Source organism: Priestia sp. 3CA3, from assembly GCF_056836725.1.
Genome location: NZ_JBXENJ010000005.1, coordinates 256,317 through 271,341 on the forward strand (window position 1 = coordinate 256,317; position 15,025 = coordinate 271,341).

Genomic DNA, 15,025 nt, shown 5'->3' on the forward strand with positions numbered 1-15,025 from the left:
TCGTATAATCATTTTTCCTTATGGCTAAATTAATACCATGAGGAGGTGGGCAACGATGGCACGAATTGGTGTAGAATACGGTTTAACAGATGTACAGGCTGCACTTCAGCAGCTCGGACATGAAGTGGTACAATTACGCAACGAAAGTGATGCACAAGGGTGCGATTGCTGTGTTGTAACAGGGCAGGATTCAAACGTAATGGGGATTTCTGATGCAGTAACGCAAGGCTCAGTTATTACAGCTAGCGGATTAACGGCAGAAGAAATTTGTCAGCAAGTAGGCAACAAGGTACAAGGATAAAAGAAAGCCGAAGGAATAAATCCTTCGGCTATTTTTATGCATGCTGAGGCTGCTTGGCATCTTCAGGCTGCTTTTTATCAATATTTACTTGATGAGGGAACGGAATATCAATACCGTTTGCGTCAAATGCTTCTTTAAACTCTTTGCGAAGCTGACGTTCAACCCCCCACTGCTCACCGTTTTTAGCTTTGCCAACTACACGAAGCACAACGTCCGATGCGCCTAGACCTTGAACTCCTATCACGCTTGGTCCTTCTACAATGTTTTCATTTGTTGCAGCAACGCGCTCACATACTTTTTCTAGTACGGAAATTGCTTTGTCAATATCATCATCATACGAAATGCCAATATCAATCAACGCGCGCATATTGCCTCGGGAATGATTGCTTAAGCTTGTAATTTCACGGTTAGGCACATAGTGTAAAGTTCCATCAAATCCGCGAATTTGAGTAGTACGCAGACCTACTGATTCGACAATTCCTGAAAAACTTCCGGTTGTTACATAGTCGTCAACATCCAGCTGTTTTTCAAGAAGTAAAAAGAAACCTGTTACAACGTCGCTAACTAGTCCTTGAGCACCGAACCCGATTGCTAGACCCACAACTCCGGCACCGGCTAATAGAGCTGTCGCATGGATATTTACTGCTTCAAGCAGCATGACGACAAAAATAAAAATAAGTACATATGAAAACACATTAACGGTTAAACTTTTGAGTGTGAGCATGCGTCCGCGCGTAGTATTTTCGCGCTCACTCATTTTTTCAAAGGAACGCTCAATAACTTTTTTACCAATTGCTCGTACAAGTAAAAATACAATGGTAATGGCAATAAGTTTTAACACAATAACTCCAGCATTGGTAAGAAGCTGTTCCCAGTTGATGTCTTGCATCTTAAACATTCGTTGTTCATCCTTCCTATGTTCTGTTTCAATATTAATAAGTGGGAATGTATTCTGTGGAAAAGATTTTGTAAGAGTATGAGCACATTTGTTTATTCCCGATATTAGACATGCTAAACTGAGAAGGTAAATAAATGCAACCCTTTTATAGCATTTTTTTGCTGAAGTCAGGGTTTAATTTGCCCTAAAGGCGGGCATAACAACTATGTTACCATTATAAGATGTTGTTTAAATTCATTCTTAATTAATATTGACTAAAAAAACAATATCCATTATAATGAAAACCGTTATAACAGTACATAAGTGAGAATGTTTTATACATTTTCTCATTTAATAATTATTTGGAGGGATCATGTATGCCAGAACGTATGGTAGGTAAACAAGCTCCACGCTTTGAAATGGAAGCTGTATTATCAAACAAAGAATTCGGTAAAGTTAGCTTAGAAGAAAATATTAAAAATGACAAATGGACAGTATTATTCTTCTATCCAATGGACTTTACATTTGTATGTCCAACAGAAATCACTGCACTTTCTGACCGTTATGATGAGTTTGAAGATCTTGACGCAGAAGTAATCGGTGTTTCTACAGACACAATCCATACACACTTAGCTTGGATCAACACTGATCGTAAAGATAATGGTTTAGGTGATCTTAAATATCCATTAGCAGCTGATACAAATCACGTTGTTTCTCGTGAGTACGGCGTTTTAATTGAAGAAGAAGGTGTAGCACTTCGCGGTTTATTCATTATCAGCCCAGAAGGCGAATTACAATATTCAGTTGTAAACCACAACAATATTGGCCGTGACGTTGATGAAACTTTACGTGTTCTTCAAGCGTTACAAACTGGCGGACTTTGCCCAGCTAACTGGAAACCAGGTCAAGCTACTTTAAACGCGTAAGCACAACGTTTAAAAGGTCTAACGTCCACGTTAGGCCTTTTTTTCATCGGATAATAAAGAACATATAGTCAATAATAGTGAAAACAAGGGAGGCTTTTATTCATGAAATTACGTCAGCCAATGCCTGAGTTAACGGGCGCTACAGAATGGTTAAACGGAGAGGTTACAAAAGAGCAGCTAATTGGCGAAAAGCCAACGCTTATTCATTTTTGGTCAGTAAGCTGTCATCTATGTAAAGAAGCAATGCCTCAAGTAAATGAATTTCGCGACCAATACAAAGAACAACTAAACGTAGTAGCCGTTCATATGCCGCGCTCTGAAGATGATTTAGACTTAACAAAAATTAAAGAAGTAGCAGCAGAACACGATATTACGCAGCCAATTTTTGTAGACAGTGAACATAAATTAACGGATGCATTTGAAAATCAATATGTACCGGCATATTATGTATTTGACAAAACAGGTCAGCTACGCCACTTCCAAGCTGGTGGAAGCGGTATGAAAATGCTTGAAAAGCGCGTGAATCGTGTATTAGGCGAGAACGAATAAATACAGGCAGTTGTAACAGGTGAAAAGCATTCGATGCTTAGTAGAACTTGCATCGAATGTTTTTCTTTTTTGTGTGTAGGAAGTAACTGATAAAGGAAATATAAAAATGTGGATTTTTTCTTGTGAGTTTACACCATACTAACACTAACAACATGATACGAAACTTACTATTGGAGGTAATTTACATATGAAATTAGGTATGATTGGCTTAGGGAAAATGGGAGCAAACTTAGTATTGAATTTACTAGATCATAACCATTCTGTGGTAGCATTCGATGTGAACAACGAAGCCGTACAGAAAGTATCAGAAAAGGGAGCAGAAGGCGTTTCTTCCATTCAAGAATTAGTAAGCAAATTAGAAAAACCACGCATTGCTTGGGTAATGGTTCCAGCCGGAGAGCTCACAGAAAAAGTAATTTCTGAGCTTCAAGAATTACTTGAAGAAGGAGATATGATTATCGAAGGCGGTAATTCTAAGTATAAAGATTCCGTACGACGTGCTGCAGCTTCTGCTGAAAAAGGAATTCACTACTTCGATGTTGGAACGAGCGGCGGAATGGAAGGTGCCCGAAACGGCGCTTGTATGATGATTGGCGGAGATAAAGAAGCATTTGCTACAATCGAACCTATTTTCCGCGACATCAACGTAGAAAATGGCTACCTCTATTCAGGTGCAGCAGGAAGCGGTCACTTCTTGAAAATGGTTCATAACGGAATTGAGTACGGCATGATGCAAGCAATTGCTGAAGGTTTTGATGTGTTAGAGAAAAGTGAATTTGACTATGACTACGAAGCTGTAGCCCGCGTATGGAACAATGGCTCTGTTATTCGCTCATGGTTAATTGAATTAATGGAACGTGCATTTTCAAAAGATGCAAAACTTGACAGTATTAAAGGAGTTATGCATTCTTCCGGTGAAGGGAAATGGACGGTTGAATCAGCTTTAGATTTACAAGTGCCAACGCCAGTTATTGCTTTATCTTTAATGATGCGCTATCGCTCACTTGAAGATGATACGTTTACAGGTAAAGTAGTTGCCGCTCTTCGCAATGAGTTCGGCGGACATGCAGTGGAAAAACAATAAAAAAAGAAGCTGGGACAAAAGTATTTTAGACGAAGTGAAAAACGAACCATTGATCAATATGTTTGATTAGTGGTTCGTTTTTTTGTTTGAGTGAATAGTTTCGTCTTTAGATGGAATTCATTTAGCTATATCCCAACCTCTTTTTTATGACTATTTACCTTTTTTTGAAAAAATATCTAAAAATTATGGTAATTTATTTCGGAAACCGATATATTTAAATATGTGTGCCACATCTTAGCTAAGGGAAAGGACGGGGTATATGGGAACGTTTAAAAAACTAAAAGATTTTTATTTGCCGTACCGAATGTACTTTTTTTATTCTGTTATTTGCTTGTTATTTGTAACCTCCATCACTGTGATTTACCCTATTGTGCTGCAATATACGATTGATCATATCGTGTTAGGAAAACAATATCAGCTAGTCGATAATGTAGCATTTATTTTTATTGGACTGATGATCATCAAAGGAACCTTTACATATATTCAGCAATATTACGGCGACTTATTTGGAATTAAGTCCGTGTATACTCTTCGCAATAAACTTTACCGCAAACTTCAGTATTTACCGTTTTCTTATTATGACAATGCTAAAACAGGGGACTTGATGTCCAGGTTGACAGCTGATGTAGAAGGATTTCGTTTTTTTCTATCTTTTGGCTTCTCAGAATTAATTCGCTTCGTCATTTTACTTACTGCCAGCTTTTCCGTTATGTTCTATTACTCTATTTCACTCACTCTTGTCACAATTTGCCTGCTGCCTTTTTTGGGGGTAGCTGTTTATCGTTTTGATAAACGCGTTCATCCAGCGTTTCGCTTAATTCGCCAATCGTTTGGAGAACTTAATACAAATGTTCAAGAAAATATAAGCGGCATACAGACGGTCAAATCATTATCAAGAGAAAAATTTCAAACCTCTAAATTTAACGATTCCAACGGAGTTTATAAAAATCGAAACATTGAAACAGCGAATGTGTGGGCAACTTATTTCCCCTTAATGGAGTTTATAGGGAATTTATCTATTGTTGGTCTCCTTGCTTACGGAGGAGCGCTTGTTATGAACGGAAGCGTACGTCCTGGAGAGCTTGTTGCTTTCTTTAGCTTAACCTCTTATTTAATGTGGCCGATTATGAATCTAGGGTTTGTTATCAATATGTTTTCACAGTCTAAAGCTTCAGGTGAAAGGCTGCTAGAAATTTTAGAAGAAGAAGAAAAAGTCCATGAGCATGCCGGAAGTTTCTCTATTAATGGAACGGTCGAGTTTCAGCATGTTAGCTTATCCTATCCAAACGAGGATAAAAAATCGCTTGAGAACATATCGTTTTCTGCTTCTAAAGGGAAAGTAGTAGGTTTAATCGGTGCAACTGGAGCCGGCAAAACAAGCTTAACACAGCTGCTCACGAGGTTTTATGAACCGACTTCAGGTCAGATCTTAGTTAACCATCGTCCGATTAAAGAGTATCCGCTCTCTGTTCTTCGGAAAGAAATTAGCTTTGTACTTCAAGAAACGTTTTTGTTCTCAAGCAGCATAGGAACCAACATCTCTTATGGCGTGCCGGGTATTTCTAGAGAAGACATTATTGATGCTGCAAAACGAGCGCAGGCGCATGATTTTATTATGGAGCTTCCAGATGGATATGATACGATGCTGGGAGAGAGAGGACTGGGGTTATCAGGCGGGCAAAAGCAGCGTATTGCGATTGCACGAGCGCTTATCTTAAATCCTAGTATTCTAGTATTAGATGATGCCACCAGTGCCGTTGATATGAAAACAGAAAGAGAAATTCAATTGGCTTTAAAAGAAGTGATGAAAAATCGTACGACGTTTATTATCGCGCACCGCCTTTCTTCTTTGCGACATGCCGATGAAATCTTGGTCTTACATGAAGGTCGTATAAAAGAGAGAGGAAGCCATGAAACGCTCATTCAAAAGCAAGGGATTTATAAAAACATTTACGACATTCAATATGAAAGCAGTACGTCGGTGATGAACGTATAACAAGGGAGGAATAGAATGGCAGGCGAAAAAAATAAAGTTGTGCGAGAGCGCTTTTATTATCAAACAGATCAAATCATTGATAAGACGTTTAACTGGAAGCAAATGGCCCGCTTGTTTCGTTATCTTCATCCATATCGAAAAAACTTGCTTCCTTTCTCGTTTCTTATGGTCATTATCACGACGGTCATTAGACTCGCTATTCCTATTTTGATAGGTGTCTATACGCTTGATCATGCTGTAAAAGATAAGAATAGCACGCTGCTCATGCAGTTAGTTTTCATCATTTTTAGCTTGTATATCCTATCTTATATTGCGAATGTCTTTCGGATTAAATGGATGAATCAACTCGGGCAGCACGTAATATATGATTTAAGAAAACATTTATTTACGCATGTTCAAGGGCTGTCGCACCGGTTTTTTGATACGCGTTCAGGAGGCTCTATTCTTGTAAGGATTATGAATGATATTAACTCTCTTCAAGATTTATTTACCAACGGGGTAGTTAACCTATTTATGGACCTCTTATTGTTAGTGGGAATTGTGGTTATATTATTTTCTCTCAGTCCTGCTTTGACATGTGCTGTTTTAGTCATTTTACCGATTATGTTTTTGATTTCTACAAAGCTGAGAAGAAGAATCCGCCGGTCATGGCAAGTTGTTCGTATGAAGCAGTCAGTATTAAATTCACATTTAAATGAGAGTATTCAAGGCATTCGCGTTACTCAATCATTTGCTCAAGAGCAAGAAAATATGCTGTTTTTTGATCGCATAAACAGTGAAAATTACGAGAGCTGGAGGCAAGCTACTCGAAAAAATGCCATGTTTCGACCGTTTGTAGAACTCACAAATGCTGTCGGAACGGCCATTTTAATTTGGTTCGGTGCTGCACTTATTCAAGATGAGCGGCTAACAATTGGTATTTTTGTATCATTTGCTTTTTATCTGGGGATGTTTTGGGAACCGATTTCTCGTTTAGGGCAAGTGTACAATCAATTATTAATGGGAATGGCTTCATCCGAGCGCATTTTTGAATTTCTAGATGAAAAACCTCTCGTCGCAGATTTGGAAACCGCTACGTCTTTAGAGAATATGAAGGGGAAAGTTGAGTTCAAGCACGTCTCATTTTCTTATGATGGGAAGCGTAAAGCTCTAAACAACGTATCAATTGAAATAAAAGAAGGACAGACGGTTGCTTTAGTGGGGCATACTGGATCTGGAAAAACGTCCATTGCTAATTTAATCACACGTTTTTATGATGTGAACAAAGGGCAGATTTTAATTGATAATATGCCTATTCAAGATATTACGTTAGCGAGTTTACGAGCACAAATTAGTATTGTGCTGCAAGAAACCTTTATTTTTTCAGGAACCATCACGGAGAATATTCGGTTTGGAAAACCGGATGCTACCGATGATGAAGTGATTAAGGCCGCAGAAGCGGTAGGGGCTGCAGATTTTATAAAGCGTCTGAAAAAAGGCTATGATACGGAAGTAGAAGAGCGAGGAAACGTTTTATCGGTGGGAGAGCGTCAATTGATTTCATTTGCTCGAACGCTGTTGGCTGATCCTCGTATTATTATTTTAGATGAAGCGACAGCAAGCATCGATACAGAAACAGAAGTGAAGATTCAACAAGCGCTTAAAACGCTGTTAAATAACAGAACGGCCATCATGATTGCTCATCGGCTATCGACTATACGAGAAGCAGATAACATCATTGTGTTAGACCACGGAAGCATTATTGAAACAGGCAATCACAGGGAACTTATGCAGCAAAAAGGCGTATATTATTACCTTGTTCAAACCCATGCTACAGCTTAAAAAACAGAAGGAGCTGATCCTTCTGTTTTTTTATGAGAAATAGTAAAGACATATAAGCGTTGTTAACGGGAAAATGAGGTTGATACAAAAGAATTGTGGTAAAATAACGGTAGTTCAGATTTTTTCCTGTACATAATGGAGGAATTCAAATGAAAAAAGAATTTGCAGTCATCGGATTAGGTAGATTTGGTGGAAGTATTTGTAAAACATTAAGCGATCAAGGAATGGAAGTTCTGGCGATTGACATTGATGAAGAAAAGGTAAATGAGTATGCTAACGTTGCTTCGCATGCAGTAGTAGGCGATTCAATGGATGAAGGGGTTCTAAAAAGTTTAGGAATTCGTAATTTTGATCACGTTATCGTAGCTATTGGCGACAATATTCAGGCAAGTATTTTGACGACTCTTATACTAAAAGAGCTGGGGGTTGAAAAAATAACGGTAAAAGCGCAAAATGATTATCATGCCAAAGTATTATCAAAAATTGGCGCCAATTTTATCGTGCATCCCGAACGAGATATGGGACGAAGAATTGCCAATAACATGATTTCAAACAGCGTGCTGGATTATTTGGAGCTATCTGAAGAACACAGCATTGTCGAATTAGTAGCAAGCAAAAGAATGGCTGGCAACACGCTGATTGAGTTAGACATTCGTGCGAAATATGGTATTAACATTGTAGCCATTAAGCGTGATCGAGATATCATCGTTTCTCCTCAGGCGTCCGAAACGATACAAGAAGGAGACGTGTTGATTGTTATTGGAGCAGACGCAGATATCAACCGCTTCGAAAATAAATTTGCCAGTTCCTAATAAAAAAGAGCAGATGCAATTGCATCTGCTCTTTTTCTTTTATTAAACCTCCATAATGATTGGTAAAATCATTGGACGGCGCTTTGTTTTTTCGTAAAGGAATGGAGCCAATGTGTCTGTGATTTCATTTTTAATCTCAGACCATTGTGACGTACGACGTTCCATCACTTTGTTCAAGTGTTTTGTAATGAGGGACTGTGCATCATTAATTAAGTCGCCAGATTCGCGCATATAAACAAAACCACGAGAGATAATGTCTGGACCAGCAGCGATCTTGAAGTCTTTCATATTGATGCTTACAACTACAATAACAAGTCCTTCTTCAGATAAAATACGGCGGTCACGAAGTACGATATTTCCAATGTCACCAATTCCGCTTCCGTCAATATATACAGAGCCTGAAGGGATTTTGCCGGCTACTGAAGCTTCGCTGTCGCTTAAAGCTAGCACCTCTCCATTATCCATAATGAAGCAGTTTTCTTCAGGAACTCCACAGTCTGTTGCAAGTTTGATGTGCATCTTCTGCATGCGATACTCACCGTGAATTGGCATAAAGTATTTTGGTTTCATCAAACGAAGCATTAATTTTTGCTCTTCCTGTCCGCCGTGTCCAGAAGTATGGATATCGTTTAGAGCACCGTGAATAACCTCTGCTCCTGCACGGAATAGCATATCAATTGTTTTGCTAACACTTACTGTATTTCCTGGAATAGGTGAAGATGAGAACACAACCGTATCTCCAGGGATAATTTGAATTTGGCGGTGAGTACCGTTTGCAATTCTAGATAGCGCTGCCATCGGTTCACCTTGGCTGCCTGTACATAAAATAGTCACGCGGTTAGCTGGAATTCGGTTAATTTGAGAAGGCTCAATGAACGTATCTTTTGGACATGAAATATATCCAAGCTGTTGGCCAATCTCAATAGCTGCTTCCATACTGCGTCCGAATACAGCAACTTTGCGGTTATGCAATACGGCTGCTTCCACTACTTGCTGTAAGCGGTGAATATTTGAAGCAAACGTTGCAAAAATAATACGGCCGTCTACTTTACGGAAAATGTCATGAATGCTGTCACCTACGCGGCGCTCAGACATCGTAAAGTTAGGAATTTCACTGTTTGTACTGTCTGAAAGCAAGCATAGAACGCCTTCTTTACCGATTTCAGCCATTTTTGTTAAGTTAGCCGGTTCGCCCACTGGTGTAAAATCAAACTTGAAATCTCCTGTATGTACGATTTGTCCGTTTGGTGTTTTTACCACAATTCCGTAAGAATCAGGAATACTGTGAGTTGTACGGAAGAACGTTACCGATGTTTTACGGAATTTAATTACGTCATCTTCAGTAATTTCATGAAGCTGAGCTGTACGAAGCAACCCGTGCTCGTCTAATTTGTTGCGAAGAAGTCCAAGGGCTAATTTTCCTGCATAAATAGGAATGTTTAATTCTCTTAATAAGTAAGGAATTCCGCCGATGTGATCTTCATGACCATGTGTAACGAAAAGACCGCGGATTTTATCTGCATTTTTTACCAAATAACTGTAGTCAGGAATAACGTAGTCAATTCCTAAAAGCTCATCTTCAGGGAATTTAATTCCTGCATCAATAAGAATAATTTCATCTTGAAACTGTACGGCATACGTATTTTTACCAATTTCGCCTAGTCCACCCAGGGCGAAAACTGCCGTTTGATTATTTTTTACAAATTTCATTTTCATCATATCTCCAATACTTTAAAATCTTCATGCTGTTGTTCATATTCTAGATAGTCTCCAGTCACTGCTTGAACAAACTCAATATTAATTGAACGCGCTTTTAACTTTTTACGAACGTCACGCTCAGAATCTGCGTTCACATACACTGTTTTTGTATTTTCACGTACAGCTACTTCACTCATTTTTTCTTGAAAATAAACTTTAAAAATCATAACAAAAATCTCTCCTTAATTCCGAAATTCAAATAACTTATTTTATTATATTATAAAATGTGTATGTATTTCATGTATTTTCTAAAGAAACTTGCTTTCACTACATTTTAGTCATCTAAATATAACAAGTCAATTAATTATAGAATAATATTAATAGGAAACGGATACAAGACTATATTTTCCGGGCGTATAAAAAATAAGGGCTATTCCATTGTACGATGCAGACACACACTCTGCAAATTTTACAACAGAAAGCCCTAAAAAAATCGATTATGCCATCGTTTTTTTACGCAATAATTCATTCCAGCGTTTTAGCAGCCTTTTTCGAAAATCTTTTAACATGATTTTTCAGCTCCTTTGTTTTTTTGCGATACCTGCCTGTCTCTCTCTGTACTTTTATTATATGATGAAAAGGGAGAGGTTTCTCGTGGTTAAATATGGAAAAATTGTAAATAGGAACGTCCATTTATAGAGAAATCAGTGCTTGTTTGGTATAATTGGAAAGGCTTAACAAAGAGATAAAAAATTATAAAAAATAAGGTGATAAACGTGGAACGAAAGATTATTTTTTTTGATATTGATGGAACGTTATTGGATCATGATAAAAAACTGCCTGCTTCTACAAAAAAAGCTGTCCAGCTGTTAAAAGAGCAGGGGCATGAAGTGGCAATTGCAACTGGAAGGGCTCCTTTTATGTTTAAAGATCTGCGTGAAGAGTTGGATATTCAAACATATATTAGCTTTAATGGTCAGTACATTGTCTTAAATGGAGAAGTTCTTTACAAAAACCCGTTAAATAAAGAAGAGCTTCAGGATTTAACGGCTTTTGCTGTTGAGCATGATCATCCTGTCGTATACATGGATCATGAAGATATGAAATCAAACATTGAATTTCATGATTATATCGAATCCAGCATCAGCACGCTGAAAATTGGATTTACCCACCCTCACCACGATCCTGCTTATTTCAAAGGGCGTGAAATTTATCAATCCCTCTTATTCTGTACAGCGGGAGAAGAAGCTCCTTATGAAGAAAAATTTAAGAAATTTGACTTTATTCGCTGGCATGAATTTTCAACTGATGTTCTCCCAAAAGGTGGATCAAAAGCGCGAGGAATTGAGACCATGATTGAAAAGCTTGGCTTTGATAAAAAAGATGTATATGCATTCGGAGACGGCTTAAACGATATCGAAATGCTTGAGTTTGTCGGAAATGGCGTAGCGATGGGAAATGCGGAAGAAGTCGTGAAAGAAGTTGCTGATCTTGTTACAAAAGATGTAGCAGAAGGTGGTATTCTCCACGGATTAGAGCTAGTAGGATTGTTAAAATAAGAAAAAACGCGAGCTCTAGCTCGCGTTTTTTAGCGTTCATATGGAAAAGCATTTTCAGGTTCTTGAAATGGGTTTTCTTTATTGATGTAATCATAAAACATAATTCCGTCTAAATGATCAATCTCGTGCTGAAATACGACAGCAGGAAGGCCTTTCAAACGAATTTTCACTTCTTCGCCTTCAAGCGTTGTGCCTTTTACTGTGATGCGTGCATATCGAGGAACAAATCCTGGGATATCTTGATCGACAGACAAGCAGCCTTCACCGCCTGTAAGATATGTCTTTTCAACTGAGTGGCTAATGATCTTAGGGTTAAATAATGCATAGCTGTATAGCTTGCCTTTTTCATCCGTAACGTGTACCCCAATCATTCGTTTTGATACATTAATTTGAGGAGCGGCAAGTCCGATACCAGATCGCAGTCCATATTTAGCAGCAATTTCAGGGTCTTGGCTGTTTTTTACATATTCTAATAAGCTATGTAAAATCTTTTTGTCTTCTTCAGAAGCAGGTAACGGTACTTCTTTTGCTACTTCTCGCAGCGTTGGGTGTCCGTCTTGGATAATATCGTTCATTGTAATCAACTTTCACATCTCCCTAGGCTATTTTATAGGTATAAAGTGTACCAAATCCGTATAAAAAAGTCATTACCTCGACCTTGACCACATAAATGTTTCTACTAATTATATGTATCAAACATTTGGAAAAACATGCATAAGAAAACATAAAAGCGGCAGTTAGCCGCTTTTATTGTATAATTACCAGCCGCCACAGCTGCAGCCGATAATAACTAATAAAATGAACAGTACGATTAATAACACGAAACCTTTATTAGAACCGCCGCAGCCATATCCACCATAACCCAACATAATGTAACCTCCCGTAGTTATCAATCCCAAGGTAAAAAGTAATAAACTCCCTTTTTTTCACGATTGGGTTAGTATAATATATTAAAAGGTGGAAAAAGGGTGTAGATAAATTGCTAATTTCCTACAAAAATTGTATAATGACCCATGAATAAGGGAGGATTTACCAAATATGAAATGCGTCGGAAGATATATAGTTATTGGCATTGCTGCTATGTCACTAGCAGGCTGTGCAGAGGGCTCATCGCCTGAACTTGAGGTATATAATGGATTAGAAAAAGTGGTAGCACAAGAAAAGCAATTTGCTGATCAGCAAAAACCGTTAGCTGATTTAGAACAGCAAGAAAATGCGATATACGACCAAATTATTGAGCTAGGGATTAAAGATAAAAAGAAAATAAAAAATAAAGCACAAAAAGCGCAGCAGTTATTAGATGAGCGTGAAAATAAATTACAAAAAGAAGAAAAAAGCATCAGCGCTTCGCAAAAACAGTTTGAAGCGACAGAGCCAAAGATCCAAAAGCTAGAGGACGGCAAAGCAAAAGAAGAGGCGCTTGAACTATCTTCGTTAATGAAGAAGCGTTATAAGGCCTACCAGTCCTTACATGATGCCTATCTTCATTCCATTGAATTAGATCGTCAGCTATATACGCTCTTTGAAAAAGACAATGTGAAATTAGAGAATCTTGAAACACAAATCGCTTCGATCAATGCTACTTATAAAGAAGTTGAAAAGAAAAAAGAAACGTTTAACACACTAACAGCTGACTATAACAAAGCCAAAGAAGATTTTTATAACAAAACGAAGTTAAAGGTGAAAAATAGCGAGGATAAATAAGAAGGCCTGTGAAGTTTACAGGTCTTTTTTTTTGGCTGAAAAGGAAGGTTTTCTGAAATAAAGAAAGAGTTTCGACACGATTCAAGTAAAAATTACAAAAGGTTATTGTTTTAAAAAATCGTTTATTTGTGGCAAGATAGGAGATGTGCAGACGTAAAAAAAGAGAAGGTTATTATAAAACATATAATACAGTTTGTATCTGTGTAATAGTACAGCATGTCTTTTTTATGTGTTTTATTTCACAAACTAAAAAAGCGTAATTTCTTGATGTAAATGCATTGACGAACTGTTTTAGTGTATTGTAAACTAGGTAGCGTAGTAAGTGTTGTATTAATCATTTTTGCAAAATAATTAATACAGTTTAACGAAACGCTCGTTTCGCTTAAACTTTCCTTTTACGTAAATGTTTGCACAGAATTCGCTGGGGAATACATAGAAATGTTAAGGATTAGCGAATTCAAAAAGCTACTCGACAAAATATGACTTTTACTTGTCCATTTGGGACATTCTAAAAGCGTGTATGTTTGTTTGATTAGTAAAATGAATTTATACGGCTTAAATGAAAGGAAGAGGTGACTTAGATGGCTGCTAAAACTAAAAAGGCTATTATTGATGTATCAAAGCAACTTGATAAAATCGCTGAGCAGTACCAAACGTTCCAAATTCTTAATGAAGAGGGCGAAGTAGTAAATAAATCAGCGTTGCCAGATTTATCTGACGAAAAATTAAAAGAGTTAATGACTCGCATGGTATACACTCGTATTCTTGATCAACGTTCAATTTCATTGAACCGTCAAGGTCGTTTAGGTTTCTATGCACCAACTGCTGGGCAAGAAGCTTCTCAAATCGCTTCACATTTCGCATTAGAAAAAGAAGACTTCATTTTACCTGGGTACCGTGATGTGCCTCAGTTAATTTGGCATGGTCTTCCACTATATCAAGCGTTCTTATTCTCTCGTGGTCATTTCCACGGTAACCAAGCGCCAGAAGGTGTAGATGTACTTTCTCCACAAATCATCATCGGTGCACAAATCGTGCAAACTGCTGGTGTGGCACTAGGTCTTAAAAAGCGCGGTAAAAAAGCAGTAGCGATCACTTATACAGGTGACGGCGGAGCTTCACAAGGTGACTTCTACGAAGGTATGAACTTCGCAGGTGCATTCAAAGCTCCAGCAATCTTTGTTGTACAAAACAACCGCTTTGCAATTTCAACACCAGTTGAAAAGCAATCTGCAGCACGTACAATCGCTCAAAAAGCAGCGGCTGTTGGTATCCCAGGCGTTCAAGTAGACGGTATGGATGCACTAGCAGTATACGTTGCAGTAAGCGAAGCTCGTGAGCGTGCAGTAAACGGTGAAGGTCCAACTTTAATTGAAACATTAACTTACCGTTATGGTCCACATACAATGGCTGGTGACGATCCAACTCGTTATCGTACAGCTGAGCTTGACACTGAGTGGGAAAAGAAAGATCCACTTGTTCGCTTCCGTAAATTCTTAGAAGCTAAAGGCATCTGGAATGAAGAAGAAGAAAACAAAGTAATCGAGCAAGCTAAAGAAGATATCAAACAAGCTATTAAGAAGGCTGACGATTATCCAAAACAAAAAGTTACAGATTTAATGGAAATCATGTACGAAACTATGCCTTCAAACTTACAAGAGCAATATGAAATCTACAAAGAGAAGGAGTCGAAGTAAG

15 protein-coding genes are annotated in these 15,025 nt (G+C 38.0%); 10 read left to right on the top strand and 5 right to left on the bottom strand.

The window, feature by feature from the left end:
• The first annotated feature begins 55 nt into the window (after window positions 1-55).
• Window positions 56-301 carry a YkuS family protein gene (locus AC1VNJ_RS15450; protein WP_013056040.1) on the top strand — a complete coding sequence of 82 codons (246 nt, stop codon included), beginning with the start codon at window positions 56-58 and terminating at the stop codon, window positions 299-301.
• Between the two features lie 34 nt (window positions 302-335).
• Here AC1VNJ_RS15450 and AC1VNJ_RS15455 read toward each other — a convergent pair whose 3' ends face one another.
• Window positions 336-1,199 carry a mechanosensitive ion channel family protein gene (locus tag AC1VNJ_RS15455; RefSeq protein ID WP_014461007.1) on the bottom strand — a complete coding sequence of 288 codons (864 nt, stop codon included), beginning with the start codon at window positions 1,197-1,199 and terminating at the stop codon, window positions 336-338.
• 356 nt (window positions 1,200-1,555) lie between these two features.
• Here AC1VNJ_RS15455 and AC1VNJ_RS15460 point away from each other — a divergent pair, with 356 nt between their 5' ends.
• From AC1VNJ_RS15460 to AC1VNJ_RS15485, 6 genes are all read left to right on the top strand, one after another.
• Window positions 1,556-2,104 carry a peroxiredoxin gene (locus tag AC1VNJ_RS15460; RefSeq protein ID WP_014461006.1) on the top strand — a complete coding sequence of 183 codons (549 nt, stop codon included), beginning with the start codon at window positions 1,556-1,558 and terminating at the stop codon, window positions 2,102-2,104.
• 102 nt (window positions 2,105-2,206) lie between these two features.
• Window positions 2,207-2,653 carry a TlpA family protein disulfide reductase gene (locus AC1VNJ_RS15465; RefSeq protein WP_028414116.1) on the top strand — a complete coding sequence of 149 codons (447 nt, stop codon included), beginning with the start codon at window positions 2,207-2,209 and terminating at the stop codon, window positions 2,651-2,653.
• 187 nt (window positions 2,654-2,840) lie between these two features.
• Window positions 2,841-3,737 (top strand): phosphogluconate dehydrogenase (NAD(+)-dependent, decarboxylating), encoded by an 897-nt coding sequence (gene gnd, locus AC1VNJ_RS15470; RefSeq protein WP_482641027.1) that lies wholly within the window; start codon window positions 2,841-2,843, stop codon window positions 3,735-3,737.
• Between the two features lie 259 nt (window positions 3,738-3,996).
• The gene (locus AC1VNJ_RS15475) at window positions 3,997-5,733 is read left to right on the top strand and encodes an ABC transporter ATP-binding protein (RefSeq protein WP_482641028.1); all 1,737 of its coding nucleotides are present in this window, start codon (window positions 3,997-3,999) and stop codon (window positions 5,731-5,733) included.
• Between the two features lie 15 nt (window positions 5,734-5,748).
• The gene (locus tag AC1VNJ_RS15480; RefSeq protein ID WP_048020015.1) at window positions 5,749-7,554 is read left to right on the top strand and encodes an ABC transporter ATP-binding protein; all 1,806 of its coding nucleotides are present in this window, start codon (window positions 5,749-5,751) and stop codon (window positions 7,552-7,554) included.
• 149 nt (window positions 7,555-7,703) lie between these two features.
• Window positions 7,704-8,366, top strand: a complete 663-nt coding sequence (locus AC1VNJ_RS15485) for a potassium channel family protein (protein WP_028414113.1) — start codon at window positions 7,704-7,706, stop codon at window positions 8,364-8,366.
• Between the two features lie 42 nt (window positions 8,367-8,408).
• Here AC1VNJ_RS15485 and rnjA read toward each other — a convergent pair whose 3' ends face one another.
• Together rnjA and AC1VNJ_RS15495 are read right to left on the bottom strand one after the other, a co-directional pair.
• Complete coding sequence (gene rnjA, locus AC1VNJ_RS15490) at window positions 8,409-10,076, bottom strand: ribonuclease J1 (protein WP_013056048.1); 1,668 nt, start codon at window positions 10,074-10,076, stop codon at window positions 8,409-8,411.
• Window positions 10,077-10,081: 5 nt separating this feature from the next.
• Window positions 10,082-10,291 (bottom strand): DNA-dependent RNA polymerase subunit epsilon, encoded by a 210-nt coding sequence (locus AC1VNJ_RS15495; RefSeq protein WP_013056049.1) that lies wholly within the window; start codon window positions 10,289-10,291, stop codon window positions 10,082-10,084.
• A gap of 549 nt (window positions 10,292-10,840) precedes the next feature.
• Between AC1VNJ_RS15495 and AC1VNJ_RS15500 the strand changes: the two genes are divergently transcribed.
• On the top strand, window positions 10,841-11,623 hold the full coding sequence (locus AC1VNJ_RS15500; protein WP_033578407.1) for a Cof-type HAD-IIB family hydrolase: 783 nt from the start codon (window positions 10,841-10,843) through the stop codon (window positions 11,621-11,623).
• 29 nt (window positions 11,624-11,652) lie between these two features.
• Here the strand turns inward: AC1VNJ_RS15500 and def are convergent, their stop codons facing one another.
• Window positions 11,653-12,207: a peptide deformylase gene (gene def / locus AC1VNJ_RS15505; protein WP_013056051.1), complete on the bottom strand. Its 555-nt coding sequence runs from the start codon at window positions 12,205-12,207 to the stop codon at window positions 11,653-11,655.
• Window positions 12,208-12,381: 174 nt separating this feature from the next.
• Complete coding sequence (locus AC1VNJ_RS15510; protein WP_016763434.1) at window positions 12,382-12,492, bottom strand: YjcZ family sporulation protein; 111 nt, start codon at window positions 12,490-12,492, stop codon at window positions 12,382-12,384.
• A gap of 169 nt (window positions 12,493-12,661) precedes the next feature.
• Between AC1VNJ_RS15510 and AC1VNJ_RS15515 the strand changes: the two genes are divergently transcribed.
• Together AC1VNJ_RS15515 and pdhA are read left to right on the top strand one after the other, a co-directional pair.
• Entirely contained in the window at window positions 12,662-13,327 is a 666-nt protein-coding gene (locus AC1VNJ_RS15515) for a YkyA family protein (protein WP_028407940.1), read from the top strand.
• Window positions 13,328-13,908: 581 nt separating this feature from the next.
• A complete protein-coding gene (gene pdhA / locus AC1VNJ_RS15520; RefSeq protein WP_013056054.1) occupies window positions 13,909-15,024 on the top strand; it encodes a pyruvate dehydrogenase (acetyl-transferring) E1 component subunit alpha in 1,116 nt (371 codons plus the stop codon).
• Window position 15,025 lies beyond the last annotated feature (1 nt).